Source organism: Kitasatospora sp. NPDC034533 (assembly GCF_055575155.1).
This window is the reverse complement of record NZ_JBVITE010000018.1, coordinates 43,361-65,852: the sequence shown is the minus strand read 5'-3', so window position 1 is coordinate 65,852 and position 22,492 is coordinate 43,361. Positions and strand designations below refer to the sequence as shown.

The following is a 22,492-nucleotide window of genomic DNA, read 5'->3' as shown; positions in this document are numbered from 1 at the left end:
CAGTTGACGGGCGATCCCCTTCTTCCACGTCACCCACACGACTCGGCGACCCGCCCGTCGCACCCGCGAGTGCCATGGTTCACCCCCCGGGCGTCCGGACCAGCTCCTCCTCGACCGACCGCCGCACGGCGTCCGGGTCCAGCCCGTGGTCGAGGATCACCCGCGCCCCGAGCCCCTCCCCCTCGCGCAGCACCCCGAGCAGCAGGTGGCCCACCGCGATCTCCCCCGACTTCAGCCGCAGGGACTCGCGCAGCGACAGCTCCAGCGCCTTCTTCGCCCGGGCCGTGAACGGGAGGTGCCCGCTCCTGCCGCCACCGGAGCGGAACCAGCCCCGGCGCTTCGGCTCCTCCTCGGGCGGGGCGTCCAGCGCGCCCTCGCCGAAGACCGACTCCACCGCCTCGCGCACCGCGCCCAGGTCGACCCCGATCGAGGCCAGGGCCTGCGCCTGGTCGCCGTCGCCCAGCCGGCTCCGCACCGCCCGGCGCGCCGTCTCCCGGTCCAGCCCGGCGTCGACCAGCACGGCGGCGACCGGGTCCTCCGGCCGGGCGAGGACACCGAGCAGGAGGTGCTCGGTCCCGATGTGCCCGTGCCGCAGTTCCCGCGCCTCCTGCTGGGCCGCGACCAGGGTCCGCCGCGCCTCCTGGGTGAAACGCTCGAACACCGCTCAGCCTCCGTCCTCGTTCTTGCCGGCTCCGCGTCGTGCGTACTTCTTGTGGACGGCCTGCCTGGTGACCCCGAGACAGACCGCGATGTCCTGCCACGACCAGCCCTTGGACCGGGCGTTGCCCACCTGAAGGCCCTCCAGCCGGTCCGCCAGATCGCGCAGCGCGCGGACCGCCCGGAGCCCCACGGCGGGGTCGCGGCTGCTCGCCGCAGCCGCGAGTTCTCCGCTCTCGCTCATGCCGTCAACTCTGGTTGACATCCCGCCGGATGTCAACCCTGGTTGACAACCGGGACGGCCTCAGCGACCGCCGAACCGTCGTTCCAGCGCCTCCTCGAAGGTCCCCCGGCCCACCGCCCGCTCCGGCGTGAGGTTCCCGCCCGCCCGCAGGCCCCGGGCGGTCGCTCCCGGCAGGCGCAGCGGCAGCAGCGGCCGGCGCTTGCCCGCCGCCCGCAGATAGGCCTCGGCCAGCTCCCGGTACGGGCGCACCCGCGGGCCGCCGACCTCCGGCGCGAACCCCGCGGGCCCCTCCCACACCAGGTCCGCGAGCGCCTCGGCCACCTCCCGCACGTCCACCGGCTGGAACGCCGCCCCGCTCAGCACCGGGAACACCGGGAGCTTCACGCAGGCGTCGAAGACCCTCAGCACCAGGTCGTGGAACTGCGTCGCCCGCAGCACCGTCCAGCCCAGCCCCGACTCCCGCACCACCTGCTCGCAGGCGAGCTTCGTCCGGTAGTAGGCGAGCGGCACCCGGTCGATCCCGACGATCGACACGTACACCAGGTGCCGCACCCCGGCCTCGCGGGCCCGTGCCACCAGGGTCCGGACCCCGGCCACGTCCGCCTTCCGCTGCGTGGTCGCGCAGTCCACCACCACCTCGACCCCTGCCAGCGCGGCCGCGATCCCGGCGCCGCTCACCAGGTCCCCCACCACCCACTCGACCCCGTCGTCGCCGCCGCGCGCCCGCCGGCTCAACCCCCGCACCGCCGCCCCGCGCTCCACCAGCAGCCGCACCACCTCCCGCCCGAGCGTCCCCGTCGCCCCGGTCACCAGCACCGTGCCCGTCACCGCACCACTCCTCTCGTCAGGAACCGTCACCCCCGAGGACCGGACACCACCCCCGGACGTGACATCGGCATCCCCCGGAACGAGAAGAAGCGGGGCGAGGACCGGGAAGGTCCTCGCCCCGCTTCGGGTGGTCACCTCAGGAGGCGACCGCCGGGGTCGGGCGCGGTCAGCTGCAACCGCTGGTGGAGCCGCAGCCCTCGCAGAGGTAGCAGCTGCCGGCGCGGCGCATCTTGGTGCCGCAGGAGAAGCAGAGCGGGGCGTCGGCGTTGAGGCCGAGCTGGATCTCCATCAGCTCCGTGGAGTTGTGGGCCTGCTTCGGGGCCGCCTTGGGCGCCTCGGCGGCCGGGGCCGGGATCACGGGCGGCTTGGCGGCGGCCACCGGGGCGGACTGGGCGAGCGACTCGGTGTCGAGCTCCTCGGCCTCCAGCGGCTCGTACGAGCCCGTCTCCAGGTGGCGCTGGCGCTCCTCGACGGAGTGGATGCCGAGCGCCGAGCGGGTCTCGAAGGGCAGGAAGTCGAGCGCCAGGCGGCGGAAGATGTAGTCGACGATCGACTGGGCCATCCGCACGTCAGGGTCGTCGGTCAGACCGGCCGGCTCGAAGCGCATGTTGGTGAACTTCGAGACGTACGTCTCCAGCGGCACGCCGTACTGGAGGCCGACCGAGACGGCGATGGAGAAGGCGTCCATCATGCCCGCGAGGGTCGAGCCCTGCTTGGACATCTTCAGGAAGACCTCGCCCAGACCGTCGTCCGGGTAGGAGTTGGCGGTCATGTAGCCCTCGGCGCCACCGACCGTGAAGGAGGTGGTGATGCCCGGACGGCCCTTGGGCAGGCGCTTGCGGACCGGGCGGTACTCGACCACCTTCTCGACCGCGGCGGCCGGGGCCTCCTCGGCCTTCTCCTCGCCGTCCTTCTTCTTGGCCGAGAGCGGCTGGCCGACCTTCGAGTTCTCGCGGTAGATGGCGAGCGCCTTGACGCCCATCTTCCACGCCTCGAAGTAGATCTCCTCGACGTCCTCGACGGTCGCGGCGGCCGGCATGTTCACCGTCTTGGAGATGGCACCGGAGATCCAGGGCTGGATCGCGGCCATCATCCGGACGTGGCCCATCGGCGAGATGGAGCGCTCGCCCATCGCGCAGTCGAACACCTCGTAGTGCTCGGCCTTGAGGCCCGGGGCGTCCACCACGTTGCCGTGCTCGGCGATGTGGGCGACGATCGCCTCGATCTGCTCGTCCTGGTAGCCGAGGCGCTTGAGGGCGCGCGGGACGGTGCCGTTGACGATCTGCATCGAGCCGCCGCCGACGAGCTTCTTGAACTTGACCAGGGCCAGGTCGGGCTCGACGCCGGTGGTGTCGCAGTCCATCATCAGGCCGATGGTGCCGGTCGGGGCGAGCACCGAGGCCTGGGCGTTGCGGAAACCGTTCTGCGCGCCGATGCGCAGCACGTCCTGCCAGGTCTTGTTCGCGGCCAGCCAGACCGGGGCGTCCAGGTCGTCCACCGAGACGGCGTCCAGCGAGGCGTCCGCGTGCTGCTTCATGACCTGGCGGTGCGCGGTCGCGTTGCGGGCGTAGCCGTCGTACGGGCCCACCACGCCGGCGAGTTCGGCGCCGCGGCGGTAGGCGGTGCCGGTCATCAGCGAGGTGATGGCGCCGGCCAGGGCGCGGCCGCCCTCGCTGTCGTAGGCGTGGCCGGTGGCCATCAGCAGGGCGCCGAGGTTGGCGTAGCCGATGCCGAGCTGGCGGAACGCGCGGGTGGTCTCGCCGATCTTCTCGGTCGGGAAGTCGGCGAAGCAGATGGAGATGTCCATCGCGGTGATGACCAGCTCGACGACCTTGGCGAAGGCCTCGGCGTCGAAGGAGTCGTCGTCGCGCAGGAACTTCATCAGGTTCAGCGAGGCGAGGTTGCAGCTGGAGTTGTCCAGGTGCATGTACTCGGAGCAGGGGTTGGACGCGTTGATGCGGCCGGACTCCGGGCAGGTGTGCCAGTGGTTGATGGTGGTGTCGTACTGGATTCCGGGGTCGGCGCAGGCCCAGGCGGCCTCGGCCATCTTGCGGAACAGCTTCTTGGCGTCGACGGTCTCGATGACCTCGCCGGTCATCCGGGCGCGCAGGCCGAATTCGGTGCCGTTCTCGACGGCGGTCATGAATTCGTCGTTGACGCGGACCGAGTTGTTGGCGTTCTGGTACTGGACGGAGGTGATGTCGTCCCCGCCGAGGTCCATGTCGAAGCCCGCGTCGCGCAGGGCGCGGATCTTCTCCTCCTCCTTCACCTTGGTCTCGATGAAGGCCTCGACGTCCGGGTGGTCGACGTCGAGCACGACCATCTTGGCCGCGCGGCGGGTGGCGCCACCGGACTTGATGGTGCCGGCCGAGGCGTCGGCGCCGCGCATGAAGGAGACCGGGCCGGAGGCGTTGCCGCCGGAGGAGAGCAGTTCCTTGGAGGAGCGGATCCGGGAGAGGTTGAGGCCGGCGCCGGAGCCGCCCTTGAAGATCATGCCCTCTTCCTTGTACCAGTCGAGGATCGACTCCATGGAGTCGTCGACGGACAGGATGAAGCAGGCGCTCACCTGCTGGGGCTGCTTGGTGCCGACGTTGAACCAGACCGGCGAGTTGAAGCTGAACACCTGGTGGAGGAGGGCGTGGGTCAGCTCGTGCTCGAAGATCTCGGCGTCGTCCTTGGTGGCGAAGTAGCCGTGCTTCTCGCCGGCGGCGCGGTAGGTGAGCACCACGCGGTCGATGATCTGCTTCAGGCTCCACTCGCGCTGCGGGGTGCCGACGGCGCCGCGGAAGTACTTGGACGTGACGATGTTGACCGCGTTCACCGACCAGAAGTCGGGGAACTCGACGCCGCGCTGCTCGAAGTTGATCGAGCCGTCACGCCAGTTGGTCATGACGACGTCGCGCCGCTCCCAGCGGACCTCGTCGTACGGGTGCACGCCAGGAGTGGTGTAGATGCGCTCCATCCGGAGACCGCCCTTCGGGGCCTTGGCGCCCTTGGCCGCGGCCTTCTCGGACTTCGACCCGCGTGCGGAACCGCTCGTGGTGTCTGTCACTTTTCCTCCTCCTGGGCAAACGCCCGAAGCGCCCCGAAAAGTCCGGGCACTGCTGGTTCGTTCTTCCGGTGTGCGGGCAGGCGGAGACCCCGCCCGCTTGCGCACGGTTGGTAGTGTTCTGTGCCCCGCTTTCGGGCACGCGCGGGCCCCGCGGGGCCGTGGTGGTGCGGGAGAGGGCCCGTGTGGGGCCCGGCGCCTCCTAGGGCGCGGCGGCGGAGACGGACACGCAGGTGTCGTCCGCCTCCGGGGTGCGGGGCCGCTCGGCGCGGAGCTCCGCGATGGCGGCCTCGAAGTCTTCCAGTCCGTCGTAGGCCTGGTACACGCTGGCGAAGCGCAGGTACGCGACCACGTCGAGCTCCTTGAGCGGGCCGAGTATGGCCAGCCCCACGTCGTGGGTGGTCAGCTCGGCGTTGCCGCTGGCGCGGACGCACTCCTCGACCCGCTGGCCGAGCTGGGCCAGCGCGTCCTCGGTGACCGGGCGGCCCTGGCAGGCCTTGCGGACGCCGGTGATGACCTTCTGCCGGGAGAACGGCTCGGTGACGCCGCTGCGCTTGATGACCATCAGCGCGGCCGTCTCCACCGTGGTGAAGCGGCGGCCGCAGTCCGGGCACTGCCGACGACGGCGGATGCAGCTGCCGTCCTCGGTGGTCCGGCTGTCGACAACACGGCTGTCGGAGTGCCGGCAGAAGGGGCAGTGCACCTCGGGATCCCTCCCTGGCAGAACGTTCGGACCTGTCGAGTCTATGCGATGCGCCCCCGCCCTGGGCAAGCCGATCATGGGGGGCTACCACTAGTACTGGGCACGGAGAGGACTGTAGCCACTACATCTAGGCCCATGGGGGAGGTGAGCGCCCTGGCGTGTCGACGCCGATTAGACTGCCCGGGTCGAGTTCTCCTCGAACATTTACTCGATGTACAACAAAGCCTTGATCGAGTCAGTCAACTCCCGAATAATTCACTCGAACGTGTGTTTGGCGCAACCTTTCGATAGGAGGCGCGTTGGGCTGGAAAAGGGAGAGGACAGCCGTCGAGAGGGGCCGCCGTGAACACGATCGAAAGCAACACCATCCCGGTGCAGGAACACTCCCAGTTCAAGGTGGGGCAGCGCACCACGAATCAGCAGGGTGTGGACATCAGCATGGACCGTAGCGAAGACCACCGTCTCTCCGGCGCGGCCCTTTCCGGCGCGGCCCGGGTCCCCGACCAGCCGATCGAACACTCCCCCGCGCTGGACGACACCCACCCCTCGCCCGCCCGCGCGATGCCCGGCCGCCCCCCCGGCATCCGCACCGACGAGGCCGGTCTCACCGAGCGCCAGCGCCGGGTGATCGAGGTCATCCGGGATTCCGTCCAGCGCCGCGGCTACCCGCCGTCCATGCGCGAGATCGGCCAGGCCGTCGGCCTGTCCAGCACCTCCTCGGTCGCCCACCAGCTGATGGCCCTGGAGCGCAAGGGCTTCCTGCGCCGGGATCCGCACCGCCCGCGCGCCTACGAGGTCCGCGGCGTCGAGGTGGCCCGTCCGAACACCGCCGAGACGGCCGGCCGGCCGTCCACCTCCTACGTCCCGCTGGTCGGCCGGATCGCCGCCGGCGGGCCGATCCTGGCCGAGCAGACGGTGGAGGACGTCTTCCCGCTGCCCCGCCAGCTGGTCGGCGAGGGCGAGCTGTTCGCGCTGACGGTGCGCGGCGACTCGATGATCGAGGCGGCCATCTGCGACGGCGACTGGGTCACCGTGCGCCGCCAGCCGGTCGCCGAGAACGGCGACATCGTGGCCGCGATGATCGACGGCGAGGCCACCGTGAAGCGGCTCAAGCGCGAGGACGGCCGGATCTGGCTGATGCCGCACAACCCGGCGTACGAGCCCATCAACGGCGACAACGCGACCATCCTGGGCAAGGTCGTCGCGGTCCTGCGCCGCCTCTGATCGAGGCGGGTCCCGCGCCGCCCCTGATCACGGCGCGGTCCCGCGCGGCCGCTGAGCATTCAGTACGGCCCCGCGCTGCCTCCGGGCACTCGGCGGACCACACACCGGAGAGGGGCTCCACCGCGACCGCGGGGAGCCCCTCCGGCGTCTTCCGGGCCGGGCGCCGGGCTTGGGCCCGGGGCGGGGCCAGGGCCGTGCGGCCCTCAGACCCCTCAGCCCCGCTGGACCACCGGCCGCACCGGCGCCGCCGAGGCGTCGATCGCCGCCAGCGAGCGGCGCACCTGGTTGCGGTCCGTGGTGTACCAGAACTCCGGCATCGAGGAGCGGAAGAAGCTCCCGTACCGCTTGGTCTCCACCCGCGGGTCCAGCACCGCGACCACGCCCCGGTCGTCGGCCGCGCGCACCAGCCGGCCCGCGCCCTGGGCCATCAGCAGCGCCGCGTGCGTCGCCGCCACGGCCATGAAGCCGTTCCCGCCGCGCTGTTCGACGTCCTTCTGGCGGGCGCTCATCAGCGGGTCGTCGGGCCGGGGGAACGGGATGCGGTCCATCACGACCAGCTGGCAGGCCGAGCCGGGCACGTCCACGCCCTGCCAGAGCGAGAGCGTGCCGAACAGGCAGGTCGTCGCGTCCGAGGCGAACTCCCGGATCAACTCGCCCAGGGTGTCCTCGCCCTGGAGCAGGATCCGGTGGTCCAGCCGCTCGCGCATCGCCTCGGCGGCCGTCTGGGCACCGCGCATCGAGGAGAACAGCCCCAGCGTCCGCCCGCCGGCCGCGCCGATCAGCTCGGCCAACTCGTCCAGCATGTCCGGCCGTTCGGGATCGCGCCCCGGGTCGGCCAGGTGCTTGGCGACGTACAGGATGCCCTGCTTGGGGTACTTGAACGGCGAGCCGACGTCGATCCCGCGCCAGTGCGGGACGGCGTCCTCCCCGAACCCCGGCTCGGGGTTGTCCCCGGCGGTGCGGACGTCCGGCAGCCTCGTCTCGGAGGGCAGGCCGACCGAGGCGGCGACGCCGTTGAAGTCCCCGCCGAGCTTGAGCGTGGCCGAGGTCAGGACGACCGAGCGTTCCTTGTACAGCCCCTCGCGCAGCAGCCCGGAGACGCTCAGCGGGGCGACCCGCAGCGAGGCGGTGCCCAGCCCGTAGCGGTCGCTGCGCTCGATCCAGACCACGTCGTACTCGGAGTCCTGGAGCAGCCGGTCGGCTGTCTCGTGCAGCGTCTCGGCCGCGGCCATCGCCTGCTTGCGGACGGCGTCCTCGTCGCTGAGCCCCTTGTCCCTGGTCTCGCCGAGCGAGGTGATCACCTGGCGGGAGGCGTCCCGGATCGCCGTGACCGCGTACGCCAGGTACTCGGGCAGCTCCTCGACCCGACCGGGCTGGGCCGTCTCCATCAGGCCGTGGTAGTTCTCGGCCGCGGCCTGGAGCGCGTCCACCGCCTTCTCGTTGGCCAGCCGCGCGGCCCGCTTGACCGCCCGGTTGACGGCGCCGACGGTCAGCTCGGCGGTGGCCGCGCCGGTGACCCGGTTGACCAGCTCGTGCGCCTCGTCCACGATCAGCAGCCCGTGCTCGGGCAGCACCGGCGCGCCCTCGATCGCGTCGATCGCGAGCATCGCGTGGTTGGTGACCACGATGTCCGCCAGCTTGGCCCGCTCCCGGGCCTTCTCCGCGAAGCACTCCTGCCCGTACGCGCAGCGGGTGGCGCCCAGGCACTCCTTGGAGGTGACCGACAGCTGGGCCCAGGCCTTGTCGGAGACGCCCGGGCTGAGGTCGTCGCGGTCCCCGGTGTCGGTCTCGTCGGCCCAGTCCCGCAGCCGCAGCACGTCCTGGCCGAGCTTCCCGGTGGGCCCGCCGAGCGCGTCCACCGGGTCGAACAGGCCCTCGCCCTCCTCGCTCGGGGTGCCCTCGTTGGCCCGGTGCAGGCACAGGTAGTTGGAGCGGCCCTTGAGCATCGCGAACAACGGACGGCGGCGCAGCACCGGGTGCAGCGCTTCGACCGTGCGCGGCAAGTCCCGCTCCACCAGCTGGCGTTGGAGCGCCAGGGTGGCGGTGGCGACCACCACGCGGTCCCCGTGGGCGAGCGCGGGCACCAGATAGGCCAGGGACTTCCCGGTGCCGGTGCCGGCCTGGACGAGCAGGTGCTCGCCGTGGTCGACGGCGTCGGCGACGGCCTCGGCCATCCGGACCTGACCGGGGCGTTCCACGCCGCCGACGGCCGCGACCGCCGCGTGCAGCAGTTCGGGGATCCGCGAGCGCGGAACGGCGACGGCTTCCTCGGCCTCGTCGCCGAGGTCCGCCGCGGGCTGGGATTCGGAGTCGTTCGTCATGACCCTCCCAGCCTACGGGGCGGGGGTGACAATCCGGTCCCGCTGCGCGGGCATCCGCACGTCCACGGCGACCAGCGCGTTCGGCACCGTCCCGTACCGGGCGGCGTGCGGTCGGTGTGGGCGGTCCTGGTAGCCGTCCAGCAGGAGCCGGTTGCGGTTGAGGCAGAGCCGGTCGATCCGGGGGCGGAACAGGTCGAACAGCTCGAAGCGCTCGCCCAGCTCGGGGAAGCGCTCCTGGTAGCGGAGCACCTCGGCGCGCAGCAGGGCCCAGAACTCGGCCTCCGGCAGCCCGGTCTGCTCCTCCAGCAGCGGGGCGAGGTAGCGGAAGACGCCGATGAACAGCCCGGAGTGGATGAACTGGCAGAGCCCCTGCGGGCTCTCCCGCAGCAGCACCTCGGCCACCTCGCCGGGCAGGCCGCGCAGTTCGGGCAGGTCCTGCGCGCTGAGGTTGACGTCGTCCACGAAGTCCTTGACCGCGAGCCGCACCGGCACGTCGGAGGAGTCGAAGACCACGATCGCGTTCTCCCCGTGCGGGGAGAAGACCAGCCCGTAGCGGTAGAGGAAGTGCAGCAGCGGCGGCAGCATCGCGGCGAACAGCCGGGCGGTCCAGTCCCCGGGGAGGAGGCCGGAGCGGGCGATCAGCTCGGCGGCGAGCGCCCGCCCGTCGGAGCCGGTCTGCAGCAGCGCGGCCAGGGTGCGGGCGCGCTCGTCGCCGTCCAGGAAGGGGCCGAGCGGCTGGCGCCAGATCGCGCCGAGCAGTTCCTTGTACTGGTACGGCGCCTCGGGCAGCTCGCGGTAGAGCGGGTGGTCGACGGTGACGGAGGCGATCTCCCCGAGCAGGATCACCCGGCACTCGTCGCGCAGGTACGGGTCGGCGTCGCGCAGCCCGAGCAGCCAGGCGGTGACGGCGGGCGCGGCCAGCGTGCGCTCGACCGGCAGGCCGCGCCAGACCAGGGTGTTGAGGATGGACAGCGGCAGCTTGACGGTGCAGCGCTCGGGGTGGGCGGTGTTGAAGAAGGAGCGGATGGACTGCTGGGGCAGCCGTGGGTCGCCGTCCGAGGGCAGCGGGACGATCTCCCCGGAGGCGATCCAGGGGGCGAACAGCGGCAGGATCGTCTGCTCCCACTGCCAGGGGTGGACGGGCAGCAGCAGGTAGTCCTCGGCGTCCGGGCCGAGCGCGGCGCGCAGCGCGTCGACGTCGTCCAGTTCGCGGGCGTACAGCTGCTCGGGCCGCTCCAGACCGGGCACGCCGCGGTACTCGGCGAGCCGCCGGTGCACCGCGATCCAGGGCAGCGGGCGCGGGCTGCGGGCCTCCGGGGCCCAGCGGGCGGCGTCGATCCCGGAGAACCCGATCCGGCCCTTGTTGGGGACGATCCAGGGGTGGCCGGTCTGCCGGCCTTCGAGCGCGGCGTGGTCGAGCCGGGCGAGTTCGGCGGCGGTGAGCGCGGTGGCGAGCTGGCGGGCGTCGGCGGTCAGGGTGGCGGAGAGCTCGCGGATCAGGTGGCCGGTGGTCTCACCGCTCATGCCGAGGGTCTGCCGGGCGTACGGGAGGAAGCGCAGCGGGTCCAGTCCGTCCGGGCGGGTGCAGCGGACGGACTCCGGGTCGACCTGCCAGCTGTCGTAGGCGCCGCGCCGGGCGGTGAAACGGTACTCCACCTCGGGCAGCTCCAGCCGGTACTCGCCGGGCTCGTCGCCGGGGACGGGCCGCAGCAGTTCCTCGTAGGCGAACTCGCCGAGCATCTTGGCCAGCAGGGCGCGGCCGGCCCGCCGCCAGTGCCCGGCGGTGAGGTGCGGGGGCAGGTGGAGCGGCGGTTCAGCGGCCGACGGTTGCGGCACGGGTCAACTCCTGTGGGCGGGGGACGACGGGGGTCTGGGGCGGCGTCGCGGGGGCGGGCGGTGCGAAGCCGGTCCAGGCGGTGCGGCCGGGCAGCCGGTGGACGGTGCGCCCGGTGACGGCGTTGAGGATCACGGCGGCCCGGTGGGCGCCGAGCCCGAGGTCCGGGGTGCCGACGCCGTGGGTGTGCAGTTCGGCGTTCTGGACGTACAGCCCGCCGGCGAGTTCGGGCCGGGTGGCGACCCGGTGGTCCAGGTCGACCCGGTAGCGCCCGGACTCGTCCCAGTCGATCAGCGCGGCGAGCGGTTCGAGCGCGGCCGGGCGGGCCGCCCGGTAGCCGGTGGCGAGCACCACGGCGTCGGTGCGCAGCAGGTGCTCGGCGCCGGAGTCGTCGTGCCGGCAGTGCAGTTCGAGGCCGCCGCAGGGGCCCGGCCGGGCGTCGGTGACGGTGGTGCCGGGGGTGATCTCGACCGGGGCGGTGTCGATCGGGCGGCCGATGGTGCGCTCGTAGAGGTGGTCGTGGATCTCGGCGAGGGTCTCGGCGCTGGCGGCCTTGTGCAGCTGCCACTGGGCGGCGACCAGCGCGTCCCGGACGGGGGCGGGCAGACCGTGGAAGTAGCGGGTGTAGTCGGGGGTGAAGTGCTCCAGGCCGAGCTTGGAGTACTCCATGGGGGCGAGCGCCCTGGTCCGGGTGAGCCAGCGCAGCCGGACCCGGTCGTCCTCGTGGCGCCGCAGCAGGTCGAGGAAGACCTCGGCGCCGGACTGCCCGCTGCCGACCACGGTGATGTCCCGGGCGCCGTCCAGGTCGGCGCGGCGGTCCAGGTACTCGGCGGAGTGGAAGGCGCGCGGGTGGCCGGCCAGCGCGCCGAAGGCCTCGGGCAGCACCGGCCGGGTGCCGACGCCGAGGACGAGGTTGCGGGCCCGCACGGAGGAGCGCCGCCCGGTCGCGGTGTCGGTCAGCTCGGCCCGGTACCAGGGCGCGTCCCAGTGCAGGGCGGTGACCTCGGTGCCGAAACGGCAGTTGGCCAGCCGTTCGGCGGCCCAGCGGCAGTAGTGGTCGTACTCGCGGCGCGGCAGCTGGAAGCGCTCGGCGAAGTAGAAGGGGAACAGCCGGTCCTGCTCGCGCAGGTAGTTGAGGAAGGACCACGGGTTGGTCGGGTCGACCAGGGAGACGAGGTCGGCGAGGAAGGGCACCTGCATCCGGGCCCCCTCCACCAGCATGCCGGGGTGCCAGCGGAACTCCGGGCGCTGGTCGCAGAAGAGCGTGCGCAGGCCGGGCACCGGCTCGGCGAGTGCGGCGAGCGAGAGGTTGAACGGGCCGATGCCGACGCCGAGCAGGTCGTACGCGGTGGTTGTCGAGGTGTCCACAGGGGTGTCCTAGGCGGGGAGTTGGGCCTGTCGCACGACAGGCCCCGGGGCTCGGTCGCGGACCATGAGGGCGGCGCGCTTGTCGGGCAGGTCGAGTTCGGCGGTGGCCCGGAACCCGGCCCGTTCGAAGGCCCGGACGGACCGCCGGTTGCGGACGTCGGGCTCGGCCACCACCCGTTCGCAGCGCGGAACACGGCGGAGAATCAATTCTGCGAGCGCGGCCAGGAGCAGGGCGCCGAGGCCCCGGCCGCGGCGGGCGGCGGGACCGAGCAGCAGGTGCACCCCGGTGTCGTACGGCCGGGCCGGGTAGTGGGCGGCGAGCGGGTCGAGGTCGGCGCGGTAGACCTCCCAGTAGCTCATCGGCTCGCCGTCGAGCAGGCCGAGGCAGGGGGTGCTGCGGCCGTCGCCGTCCAGTTGGGCCCGGAGGTGCCGTTCGGTGACCTCCGGCGGACCGGCGAGCCGCCAGAACTCGTCGACCTCGGGGTCGTTCATCCACCCGGCGACCAGCTCCAGGTCGGCGGGCAGCCGGACCGGGCCGAGCCGGAACTCGCCGGCCGGGGTGGGGACGGCGCCCCACCCGGGCAGGTCGTGCGGCATCAGGCGCCCGCCAGCGGATTGGGGATGTCCACGTAGACGGACTGGCTGGCGACCGGGCCGACCAGTTCGTCCATGCCGTTGATCCGGGTCAGCAGGTTGGCCTTGCAGGGCAGCGTGGGCGCGTCGAGCAGCAGCGCGGGCAGCGCCGAGCGGGTGGCGGTGGCCCGCGGGCCGGTCAGGAAGCGGCGCAGCGCGGCCAGCAGCACGGTCTCGTCGGCGAGCCGCTGGGAGCCGAAGGCGCCGATCAGGCCGAACACGTGGTTGATGCCGAGGTAGTAGGCGAAGTGGTGGTCGATCACCTCGTCGGGGAGGAAGGTGTCGCTGTCCGCGCCGAGCCCGGGCAACCGGGCGGTGAGCCGTTCGGCGGCGCTCTCCCGGTAGTAGTAGCCCTGGTTGTCGCGGTAGCGGCCGCCGCACGGCCAGCCCTCGGCGTCCAGGTGGACGATGCTGTTCTGCTGGTGCGCCTCCAGGGCGATGCCGCCCCGGCCGTCCAGCCAGAGGATGGGCAGCACGACCGCCTCCAGGTACCGCAGGAACCATTCGGCCGCCACGGTCCGCACCGGTCGGCCGCAGCGCGCGGCCAGCGCCCGCAGCAGGTCGCCGAGCCGGGAGGGCACGGTGTCGCCGGTGCCCAGCGGCTGTTCGGCGACCAGCCCGGCGACGCACAGCGCGCGCTCGGCGGGGGCGAAGGGCTGGGCGCGCAGCACGGTGTCCAGGCCGCCCGGGTCGCCGAGGCCGGGGTGGTCGACGCCGATCCAGGCCGGGTCGCGGACGATGTCGAAGCCGGGGTGGGCGGCCCGCCACTCGGCGGCCAGCCCGCTCTCCAGCAGCCGGTGCATCTCCAGGCCCCGGTGCAGTTCCTTGCGCAGGTTCTCCCGGCGGGAGTTGGTGATCCGCAGGCCGAGCGAGAGCTTGAGCATCCACGGGGTGCCGGGCCGGTAGACGGTGCGCACCGAGGAGGTGGGGTACCAGGGCTCGCCGGCCTGGCCGAGGTCGTGCAGCAGCCCGTCCGCGAGCAGCGCGGACACGGCCGGGCGGTGGGCGAGTTCGCGGGCCTGCCAGGGGTGCAGCGGCAGCGCGGCGGTGCCGGGCGGCAGCGCCGGGCCGCCGTCGAGGAGGCCGGCGGTGATCCGCTCGGCGCTCTCCGCGACGGCGGAGCCGGCCGCGAGCAGCGCGCGGTCCACCGCGAACCAGTGGAGCTGGAAGGAGCCGTGCAGCTCGGGCGAGTAGGCGGCGCTCTGGGCCGGGCCGAGGCCGTCGCGGCTCTTCGGGGTGGGGTGCAGCGGGTGGCCGAGCAGCAGGGACTGTTCGGCGGCGAGGAAGTGCGAGCGCTCCGGTCCGCCGGGGACGGCGCCGGTGCGGCGGTGGGCGAGGATCTCGGCGGTGCGCACGACCGAGTCGGCGACCCGGGCGGCGAGGTCGGCGACCTGCCCGGGGTCGGGCCGTTCGGCGGCCGCGGCGGCGAGCAGCGCGGCGGTGGTGACGGCGTCCACCGGGGCGTCGGCGGTGCCCTCGCCGGCCGCGAGGGTGGCGGGCCCGAAGCGGTGCCAGCCGCCCGGCGACCAGTAGCGGACGGGGACGGTGAGCCTGGCGGCGCCGCCGAGGACGGCGATCCGCAGCCGGCCGTCCGGCCCGGGCCGGGCTCCGGTCTCCCGCGTCCAGCAGCGCAGCAGGGCCTCCAGGCCGGCCTGTTCCGCGGCGACGGCCGGGTCGGGGTCCAGCAGCAGGTCGTGTCCGACGGACCGTTCCGCAGTGCGCGGCGGTACGGGCGGGGCTCCGGTGAGGGCGGCGGTGCTCAAGGCTGCTCCTTGGGGCGCGTGGGGGTGCTGACGCGCACTGCGGCGGAGGGGTCGGCGGGCACTCGCACCGTCGCGTCAGGTAAGGGTTACCTATCCGTGACGGGTGATCACAAGGACCGCTCACTCGTCCGGGTGAAGATCTTGGATTGTCCGCTTCCGAGGCCGAACACCCTGCTGCACTCTCGGACCGACCCGGCCCGGATCACGGATCGGTGACCTCCCGGCCGCCGCGGAACCCGGGGGGCGGGCACCGCCGTCCTCGTCCGCGATGGAAGACTCCAGGGCGGCGGACCGTCGCCGCACGCATCGGACGGGTACCCACCACCCCGGAGCGGAGCCGCCGGCCGCGGCACCGCCCGGGCCCGGGGCACCGCCCGGCACCGAACCACCGAGCACAGGGGGAAACGCACAGATGGCAACGATCCACCGGTCGGCGCTGGCCGCCGCCCTGGCCGCCGGCACCCTGCTCGCCGTGAGCGCCTGCGGGCCGGACGGGCCGCAGGGCGGCACGAGCAGCCCCGAGCCGCCGCCCGCCTCGACGGCCGGCCAGGCCGCGGGCTCGGGCTCGGGCGGCGTGATCGGCGGGATCACCCTCCCGTCCGGGCTGCCGACCAGCCTGCTGGAGGGGCTGCCCAGGAGCTGGGACGACCTGAAGAAGTGGAAGTTCGAGGACTGGGACAAGTGGGCGTCCAAGCACGTCTTCAACAACCCCGTGGTGAAGGACTTCTGGGACCCGGACAAGATGGGCGACTCCAAGCCCGCCGACCCGGCCCCGCCCGCCGCCAAGCCGGCGCCCGCCACGCCCAAGCCGGCCACCGACGACGGCGTGACCGACCCCGAGCCGCCCGCGGTCAAGGCCGTGGCGGTGCCCCGTCCGTACACCAAGCAGCCCTCCGGCAAGGTGTTCTTCTCCGCCCAGGGCGGCCGCGGCAACTGCTCGGCGACGGTGATCGCCGATCCCCAGCACCCGGGCAGGAGCAACCTGGTCTGGACGGCCGGCCACTGCGTGCACGAGGGCAAGGGCGGCAACTTCTACAAGGACCTGGTCTTCGTCCCGGCCTACAACAACTCGGGCGCCTCCAGCGGCGGCAAGCGGGCGCCGCTGTCCGAGCTGGCCCCGCTCGGCACCTGGTGGGCCGACCAGGTCACCACCTCGCCGCAGTGGATGGTCGAGGGCGGCGGCACCGGCGACGCCGCCAACCAGTACGACTTCGCGATCATGCGCGTGCACAACCAGAACGACACCGGCAAGTCCCTGGAGGAGACGGTCGGCTCGGCCGTCCCCGTCTGGTTCGACGCGCCGCGCGACCAGCTCAAGGTCACCGCCACCGGCTACCCGCTCGCCAAGCCGTTCGACGGCCAGGAGCTGTACAAGTGCGACGGCGGCAAGCCCACCCGGCTCTCCTTCGACGCCAAGCGCCCGACCATGCTGACCATCGGCTGCACCATGACCCAGGGCTCCAGCGGCGGCGGCTGGTTCGCCACCATGCCGGACGGGCGGACCGCCCTGGTCAGCAACACCTCGATCGGCACCCAGGAGCACACCTCGCTGAGCGGCCCGTACCTGGAGGCGGTCGCCAAGCAGGCCCTGGACTGGATCTCCAAGAAGTAGCGGCCGCCCGGGGGCGGTATTGAACCACCAGCACAGCACGGGGGACGATCCAGCATGCCGAGAACCACCAGCCGGGCCACGGCGGGCGCCGCCGCGCTGCTCGCCGTGCTCGCCCTGGGCGCGTCCGGGTGCGGTCCCAACGGCCCGGCCCGGCCCGCCGCCCCTCCCCCCGCCCTGCCCACGTCCGCGCCCACCAGCCTGGGCGACCTGAGCGGCTGGAAGGTGGAGGACTGGGCCCGCTACGTCGCCGACAGCGGCTTCCCGGGCGGCGCGGCGCCCGGCTACTGGACGGCGGCCCGGATGGACGCCGCCAAGCCCCGTCCCACGCCGGAGTACTCGCTGACCGCCCCCGCCGCGGCCGGCGTCGAGCGGGACGCCCCGCCCGCCGCCGTCCCGGCGCAGCCGCTGCCGCACCCGTACGGCCCGGCCGGCGCGGTGGTCGGCCGGCTCTTCATGACCACCCCGCAGGGCGACGCGGCCTGCTCCGCCACCGTGGTCTCCGACCCGGCCAGCCCGGGCCGCAGCAACCTGGTCTTCACCGCCGCGCACTGCCTGCACGACGGCAGGGGCGGCGGCTGGCTGAGGAACCTGGTCTTCGTGCCCGGCTACAACCGGGACGGCCGGGCGGCCCACGGCAGGCCGTACCCCGAGCAGCAGGCTGCCCCGTACGGCCGGTGGACGGCGGTGCGCGCGCTGGTCTCGCCGACCTGGCTCCAGGAGAGCGGCGTCGGCGCCCACGACCAGTACGACTACGGCATCCTCCGGGTGCGCGGCGAGGACGACTCCGGCACCTCCCTGGAGGAGGCGGTCGGCGGCTCGGTCCCGATCTGGTTCAACGCCCCGCGCGACCGGATCACCGCGGTCGCCGCCTACGGCTACCCGGCCGAGCGGCCGTTCGACGGCCTGGAACTCGAACACTGCGACTCCCCGGTCGCACCGGGGCGGCTCTCCTTCGACCCGACCCGCCCGCCGCTGTACGTGCTCGGCTGCACCATGACGGCCGGTTCCAGCGGCGGCGGCTGGTTCGTCGTCAGGGACGGCAAGCCCAACCTGATCAGCGTCGGCGCGGTCGGCGACCGCAACCCGGCCGGCTACCAGGCCGGCCCCTCGCTCCAGGACCAGGCGAAGCAGGCGTTCGACCACTTCACGAAGAACGTCAAGTAGGGACGGCGGAGGGCCCCGGAACGGCATCGCCGCTCCGGGGCCCTCCGTGCGCGCTCAGCCCTGGAGGGCCACCGCGAAGTACTCCAGCTCGGCGGCCAGCTCGGCCGGCACCTTGGCGTGCAGCAGGGTGCCCTCACCGGTGTGCTCGGTGGCGAGCAGCTCCCCCTCGGCGTGCACCCGGGAGACCAGCGCGCCCTGGGTGTAGGGCACCAGGGCCCGCACCTCGACCGCCGGCCTCGGCAGCTCGTCGTCGATGAGCTTCAGCAGCTCGTCGATGCCGGCGCCGCTGCGGGCCGACACCACGACGGCGTGCGGCTCGCGGCGCAGCAGGCGCTGGAGCACGTGCGGATCGGCGGCGTCCGCCTTGTTGATCACCACGATCTCCGGCACGTTCTGCGCGTCGACCGAGACGATGACCTCGCGGACGGCGGCCAGCTGCGTCTCCGGCTCCGGGTGCGAGCCGTCCACCACGTGCAGGATGAGGTCCGCGTCGGCGACCTCCTCCATGGTCGAGCGGAAGGCCTCGACCAGGTGGTGCGGCAGGTGCCGGACGAAGCCGACGGTGTCGGCCAGGGTGTACAGCCGCCCGCTCGGGGTCTCGGCCCGGCGGACCGTCGGGTCCAGGGTGGCGAACAGCGCGTTCTCCACCAGCACGCCGGCGCCGGTGAGCCGGTTGAGCAGGGAGGACTTGCCGGCGTTGGTGTACCCCGCGATGGCCACCGACGGCACCTGGTGGCGCCGGCGCTCCTGGCGCTTGGTGTCGCGGCCCTTCTTCATGTCCGCGATCTCCTTGCGGAGCTTCGCCATCTTCTCGCGGATCCGGCGCCGGTCGGTCTCGATCTTGGTCTCACCGGGACCACGGGTGGCCATGCCGCCGCCCGAGGAGCCGGAGCCACCGCCACCCATCTGCCGGGACAGCGACTGACCCCAGCCGCGCAGGCGCGGCAGCATGTACTGCATCTGCGCGAGCGAGACCTGCGCCTTGCCCTCCCGGGACTTGGCGTGCTGGGCGAAGATGTCCAGGATCAGGGCCGTCCGGTCGACGACCTTGACCTTGACCACGTCCTCCAGGTGGATCAGCTGGCCCGGGGTGAGCTCACCGTCGCAGACCACGGTGTCGGCGCCGGTGGAGGCGACGATGTCGCGCAGTTCCTTCGCCTTGCCGGAGCCGATGTAGGTGGCCGCGTCGGGCTTGTCGCGGCGCTGGATGACGCCGTCCAGCACCTGGGAGCCCGCCGTCTCGGCGAGCGCGGCGAGCTCGGCCATCGAGTTCTCCGCCTCCTCCAGGGTGCCGTCCGTCCAGACGCCGACGAGCACCACGCGCTCCAGGCGGAGCTGGCGGTACTCGACCTCGGTGACGTCCTCGAGTTCGGTGGAGAGGCCGGCGACCCTGCGCAGGGCGGCTCGCTCGCTGCGGTCGTACTGGTCGCCGTCGTAGTGGTGGCCGAGGTCCTCGTCGATGGCCGCGAGGTCCTCGTCCATGAGGGCTTCCGCCCGCAGACCGTCGAGGCGGCGCGGAGCGTCGGCGTGGTCGCGGGTGTCGAACGTGGAGGTCATTCTGTCCTTTGGCTCGCTGGTACGGATGGCCTTCCGGGGCCGCCTCCGCGGTCCCGTACGGAGTCTGCCCAGCTGCCGCCCCGGTTACCGTCCGGGCGGGGTGAGCTACCCCTCAGGCCCCCGGCTGTCGACCGGGCTCCTGTGCCCGGAGAACGCCGTGGACCGGCCGTGAATTCCCCATGATGGTCGCACGCCGGGCGCGCGCCGGTCATCCCCATTTCCCGCCGGACGCCGCCCTAGGGCCGCTCCGGGGCCTGCGGGCGGCTCACGTCGTACACCCCGGAGACCTTGAGCATCGCCCGCATCAGCGCCGGCAGCACGGCCGGATCGGGCAGTTCGACGGTGTAGGTGTGCCGGACCCGGGACTCCTGCGGCGGCTCGACCTCGGCCGAGACGATGCCGACGCCCGCGCCGGAGATCGCCGCGGTGAGGTCGGCGAGCAGCCGCGGCCGGTTCAGTGCCTCGGCCCGCAGGGTGACCCGGTAGCCGGCCGCCGGCGCGCCCTCCGGCTGCCAGTGGACCTCCAGCTCGGCCCGCCCGTCCGCGCGCATCCGCTCCCCCGCCGGACAGCCGGTGCGGTGGACCGCGACCGCCGCTCCGCCGCGGATCGGGTAGCCCGCCACCTCGTCCGGCGGTACCGGGGTGCAGCAGCGCGCCAGCCGGACCGGTGCCCCGGGCCGTCCGGCCACCGCGACCGGGGCGGTCCGCCGTTCGGCGGCCGGGCGGCCGGGCGGGGCGGGCTGGCCGCTGGCCGGGCCGGTGCGGACCACCGGCTGCCGGGCGGGGTGGTCGGCCAGCCAGCGTTCGATGGCCAGCCGGGCGGCGGGGGTGCGGGCGTGCGCCAGCCACTCCGGGGCGGGGCCGGAGGGCTGCCCGCCACCGGCCGGGAAGGTCTCGGTGAGCACCTCGATGAGGTCACCGTCCTCCAGCACGGTGGACAGCGCGGTGAGCCGCCCGTTGACCCGCACGCCGATGCACCGGTGGCCGGTCTCCTCGCCGAGCAGGTAGGCCGCGTCCACGCAGGTGGCGCCGGCCCTCAGCTGAAGCGTTTCGCCGCTCGCCGTCACCACGGTGATCTCGCGGTCCCCGGCGAGGTCGGCGGTGAGCGCGGACCAGAAGGCGTCCGGGTCGGGCGTCTCCTGCTGCCACTCCAGCAGCCGGCTGAGCCAGCCCGGCCGGGCCGGGTCGGTGCGGTCCAGTTCGTCGGTGTCCTGGACGGCGCCCGCCCGGGTCGGGTCGCCGAGCGCCACCACCCCGGTCTCGGCCACCTCGTGCATCCGCCGGGTGCGGACCAGCACCTCGACCACCGCGCCGCCGTTGAGCGCCACGGCGGTGTGCAGCGACTGGTAGAGGTTGAACTTGGGCGCGGCCACGAAGTCCTTGAACTCCCCGGGCAGCGGCGTCCAGCAGGTGTGCAGTTCGCCGAGCACGGCGTAGCAGTCGGCGTTCTCCTCGACCACCACCAGCAGCCGCCCGTAGTCGGCCGGCCGCGGCTCCTGCGGCCGGCCGTCCGGCCCGGACACGGCGGCCCGCCGCAGCAGCACCCGGTGCAGCGAGACGCAGTGCCGGGGCCGCACCGTCACCTCGGCGGCCACCCCGGCCTCGGCCAGCTGGCGGGCCAGCTGCCGCGCGAAGGGCTCCAGCAGGGTGTCCGGCTCGGCCTCGTGGCCGGCCATCAGGGCGCGGGTCCTGGCGTGCTCCTCGGGGTGCAGGGTGGCGAAGACGATGTCCTCCAGCTCCGCCTTGAGCACCTGGATGCCGAGCCGTTCCGCCAGCGGGATCAGCACGTCCCGGGTGACCTTGGCGATCCGCACCTGGCTGGCCGGCTTCATGTGCCGGATGGTGCGCATGTTGTGCAGCCGGTCGGCCAGCTTGATCACCATCACCCGGACGTCGTCCCCGGTGGCGACCAGCATCTTGCGGAAGGTCTCGGCCTCGGCGGCGGCGCCGAAGTCGACCTTCTCCAGTTTCGTCACCCCGTCGACCAGGTAGGCGACTTCGGGCCCGAACCCGGCGCTCACCTGATCCAGCGTCAACTCCGTGTCCTCGACGGTGTCGTGGAGCAGCGAGGCGACCAGGGTCGTGGTCCCGGCGCCGAGTTGGGCCAGGATCATGGTGACGGCCAGCGGGTGGGTGATGTACGGCTCGCCGCTCTTGCGCTTCTGGCCGCGGTGGCTGGCCTCGGCGAGCCGGTACGCCCGGGAGAGCAGGCCGAGGTCGGCCTGGGGGTGGTGCCGGCGGTGGACCTGGACGAGGGGTTCCAGGGCGTCCGGCACGGGCGGCCGGCCGGTGGCCAGGAGGGCGGCCCGCCCGGCCCGGCCGAGGGCGGCCCGGCCGAGTTCCCCGAGGGGCCTCCTGGCCCCGGCCTGCCGCACGGTCGTCGGCTGCCCCGTCACGGGCTGCCCGGCTTGTCGCATCCCCTCCAAGGGACTATCAACCCGCTGGTCCATGCCATAGAGCACACCACGTTCCACGGCGATTTGCGCCCCCTTCGCAGACGGCATCACCCGATCAGGGGGATTCGCCACCGAACGAAATGGGCAAACCGGGCCGTCCTTCTCGGCGCACCGGCTCCACCGGCCTCAGTACACCGGCTCCACCGGCCTCAACGCACCGGCTCCACCCGCCTCAGCGCACCGACTCCCACCAGCGCCCGTCCAGCCGCCCCTCGGCCACGATCACCGCCGGCCCGGTCATCTCCACCCGTCCGTCCGGGTTCTCGGTGATGACCAGTCGGCCGCCCAGCACGTCCACGGTGTACGCGACCGCCTCGCCGGTGACCGCCGGGTCGGCGCCGTCCCGGCGGATGGCCGCCACCGCGACGGCGCAGGCGCCGGTGCCGCAGGAGCGGGTCTCGCCCGAGCCGCGCTCGTGCACCCGCATCGCGACGTGCCGCGGCCCGCGGTCCACCACGAACTCGACGTTGACGCCCTCCGGGTAGGCGCTCGCGGGGCTGGTCAGCGGCGCGGTGAGCAGGTCCCCGGCGTGGTCCAGGCTCTCCACGAAGGCCACCGCGTGCGGGTTGCCCATGTTGACGTTCAGCGCCGGCCAGCTCCGCTCGCCGACCGCGACCTCGATGCCGTCCGGCCCGGGCAGCCTGGCCCGGCCCATGTCGACGGTGACGTCGCCGGGCGTGCCGTCCTCGGCGGCCTCGGCGACCCTCGCGGTGAGCACCCCGGCGCGGGTGGCGACGGCCAGTTCGCCGGGCTCGGCGAGGCCCGCCTCGACCAGGAAGCGGGCGAAGACCCGCAGGCCGTTGCCGCACATCTCGGCGATGCTGCCGTCCGAGTTGCGGTAGTCCATGAACCACTCGGCCCGGTCGGCCATCCCCGCGGCGGCCGGGTCGGCGGCGGCCCGCACCACGCGCAGCAGCCCGTCCCCGCCGAGGCCGGCCCGCCGGTCGCACAGCGCGGCGACGGTCCCGGGACCGATCTCCAGGGCGCCGTCCGGGTCCGGGACGATGACGAAGTCGTTCTGGGTGCCGTGCCCCTTGAAGAAGGGGATGCCGCCCTGCTGGGGAGAGGATGCGCTCACC

At 73.5% G+C, this 22,492-nt stretch carries 16 protein-coding genes; 3 read left to right on the top strand and 13 right to left on the bottom strand.

From position 1 onward, the window contains the following. Positions 1 to 79: 79 nt before the first annotated feature. The 5 genes from ACZ55U_RS15875 to nrdR form a co-directional block, all read right to left on the bottom strand. Entirely contained in the window at positions 80 to 661 is a 582-nt protein-coding gene (locus ACZ55U_RS15875; protein ID WP_465526613.1) for a Clp protease N-terminal domain-containing protein, read from the bottom strand. A 3-nt stretch (positions 662 to 664) separates the two neighbouring features. Next, positions 665 to 901: an RNA polymerase subunit sigma-70 gene (locus tag ACZ55U_RS15870; RefSeq protein WP_465526611.1), complete on the bottom strand. Its 237-nt coding sequence runs from the start codon at positions 899 to 901 to the stop codon at positions 665 to 667. Positions 902 to 961: 60 nt separating this feature from the next. Next, positions 962 to 1,729: an SDR family oxidoreductase gene (locus tag ACZ55U_RS15865; RefSeq protein ID WP_465526609.1), complete on the bottom strand. Its 768-nt coding sequence runs from the start codon at positions 1,727 to 1,729 to the stop codon at positions 962 to 964. Positions 1,730 to 1,895: 166 nt separating this feature from the next. Then, complete coding sequence (locus tag ACZ55U_RS15860) at positions 1,896 to 4,781, bottom strand: vitamin B12-dependent ribonucleotide reductase (RefSeq protein WP_465526607.1); 2,886 nt, start codon at positions 4,779 to 4,781, stop codon at positions 1,896 to 1,898. Between the two features lie 199 nt (positions 4,782 to 4,980). Beyond that, positions 4,981 to 5,481, bottom strand: coding sequence for a transcriptional regulator NrdR (gene nrdR, locus ACZ55U_RS15855; RefSeq protein ID WP_465526605.1), 501 nt, complete (start codon positions 5,479 to 5,481; stop codon positions 4,981 to 4,983). Positions 5,482 to 6,042: 561 nt separating this feature from the next. On the opposite strand from nrdR, the gene lexA reads away from it, so the two are divergent. Further along, positions 6,043 to 6,705 carry a transcriptional repressor LexA gene (gene lexA, locus ACZ55U_RS15850; protein ID WP_224281048.1) on the top strand — a complete coding sequence of 221 codons (663 nt, stop codon included), beginning with the start codon at positions 6,043 to 6,045 and terminating at the stop codon, positions 6,703 to 6,705. Positions 6,706 to 6,917: 212 nt separating this feature from the next. Here lexA and ACZ55U_RS15845 read toward each other — a convergent pair whose 3' ends face one another. From ACZ55U_RS15845 to ACZ55U_RS15825, 5 genes are read right to left on the bottom strand one after another with little or no spacing between them, the layout of a single operon-like run. After that, positions 6,918 to 9,026 carry an ATP-dependent DNA helicase gene (locus ACZ55U_RS15845; RefSeq protein ID WP_465526603.1) on the bottom strand — a complete coding sequence of 703 codons (2,109 nt, stop codon included), beginning with the start codon at positions 9,024 to 9,026 and terminating at the stop codon, positions 6,918 to 6,920. A 12-nt stretch (positions 9,027 to 9,038) separates the two neighbouring features. After that, positions 9,039 to 10,862 carry an IucA/IucC family protein gene (locus tag ACZ55U_RS15840; protein WP_465526601.1) on the bottom strand — a complete coding sequence of 608 codons (1,824 nt, stop codon included), beginning with the start codon at positions 10,860 to 10,862 and terminating at the stop codon, positions 9,039 to 9,041. Continuing rightward, a complete protein-coding gene (locus tag ACZ55U_RS15835) occupies positions 10,840 to 12,228 on the bottom strand; it encodes a lysine N(6)-hydroxylase/L-ornithine N(5)-oxygenase family protein (RefSeq protein WP_465526599.1) in 1,389 nt (462 codons plus the stop codon). The genes ACZ55U_RS15840 and ACZ55U_RS15835 overlap by 23 nt, the downstream gene beginning before the upstream one ends. Positions 12,229 to 12,237: 9 nt before the next feature. Continuing rightward, positions 12,238 to 12,933, bottom strand: a complete 696-nt coding sequence (locus ACZ55U_RS15830) for a GNAT family N-acetyltransferase (RefSeq protein WP_465526704.1) — start codon at positions 12,931 to 12,933, stop codon at positions 12,238 to 12,240. Next, positions 12,825 to 14,624 (bottom strand): IucA/IucC family protein, encoded by a 1,800-nt coding sequence (locus ACZ55U_RS15825; RefSeq protein WP_465526597.1) that lies wholly within the window; start codon positions 14,622 to 14,624, stop codon positions 12,825 to 12,827. The genes ACZ55U_RS15830 and ACZ55U_RS15825 overlap by 109 nt, the downstream gene beginning before the upstream one ends. A 412-nt stretch (positions 14,625 to 15,036) precedes the next feature. On the opposite strand from ACZ55U_RS15825, the gene ACZ55U_RS15820 reads away from it, so the two are divergent. After that, a complete protein-coding gene (locus ACZ55U_RS15820; protein ID WP_465526595.1) occupies positions 15,037 to 16,236 on the top strand; it encodes a trypsin-like serine peptidase in 1,200 nt (399 codons plus the stop codon). Positions 16,237 to 16,290: 54 nt separating this feature from the next. Next, on the top strand, positions 16,291 to 17,400 hold the full coding sequence (locus tag ACZ55U_RS15815; protein ID WP_465526593.1) for a trypsin-like serine peptidase: 1,110 nt from the start codon (positions 16,291 to 16,293) through the stop codon (positions 17,398 to 17,400). Between the two features lie 54 nt (positions 17,401 to 17,454). Here ACZ55U_RS15815 and hflX read toward each other — a convergent pair whose 3' ends face one another. The 3 genes from hflX to dapF form a co-directional block, all read right to left on the bottom strand. Next, entirely contained in the window at positions 17,455 to 18,957 is a 1,503-nt protein-coding gene (gene hflX / locus ACZ55U_RS15810; protein WP_465526591.1) for a GTPase HflX, read from the bottom strand. Positions 18,958 to 19,193: 236 nt separating this feature from the next. Continuing rightward, on the bottom strand, positions 19,194 to 21,374 hold the full coding sequence (locus tag ACZ55U_RS15805) for a RelA/SpoT family protein (protein ID WP_465526589.1): 2,181 nt from the start codon (positions 21,372 to 21,374) through the stop codon (positions 19,194 to 19,196). Positions 21,375 to 21,585: 211 nt separating this feature from the next. Next, entirely contained in the window at positions 21,586 to 22,491 is a 906-nt protein-coding gene (gene dapF, locus ACZ55U_RS15800) for a diaminopimelate epimerase (RefSeq protein WP_465526587.1), read from the bottom strand. Position 22,492 lies beyond the last annotated feature (1 nt).

Bases quoted from the DNA above. Each gene is read 5' to 3' on its own strand.
- ACZ55U_RS15870 (WP_465526611.1), bottom strand. From the start codon at position 901: ATGAGCGAGAGCGGAGAACTCGCGGCTGCGGCGAGCAGCCGCGACCCC.
- lexA (WP_224281048.1), top strand. From the start codon at position 6,043: ATGCCCGGCCGCCCCCCCGGCATCCGCACCGACGAGGCCGGTCTCACC.
- ACZ55U_RS15820 (WP_465526595.1), top strand. From the start codon at position 15,037: ATGGCAACGATCCACCGGTCGGCGCTGGCCGCCGCCCTGGCCGCCGGC.
- ACZ55U_RS15845 (WP_465526603.1), bottom strand. From the start codon at position 9,026: ATGACGAACGACTCCGAATCCCAGCCCGCGGCGGACCTCGGCGACGAG.
- ACZ55U_RS15815 (WP_465526593.1), top strand. From the start codon at position 16,291: ATGCCGAGAACCACCAGCCGGGCCACGGCGGGCGCCGCCGCGCTGCTC.
- ACZ55U_RS15805 (WP_465526589.1), bottom strand. From the start codon at position 21,374: ATGCGACAAGCCGGGCAGCCCGTGACGGGGCAGCCGACGACCGTGCGG.
- hflX (WP_465526591.1), bottom strand. From the start codon at position 18,957: ATGACCTCCACGTTCGACACCCGCGACCACGCCGACGCTCCGCGCCGC.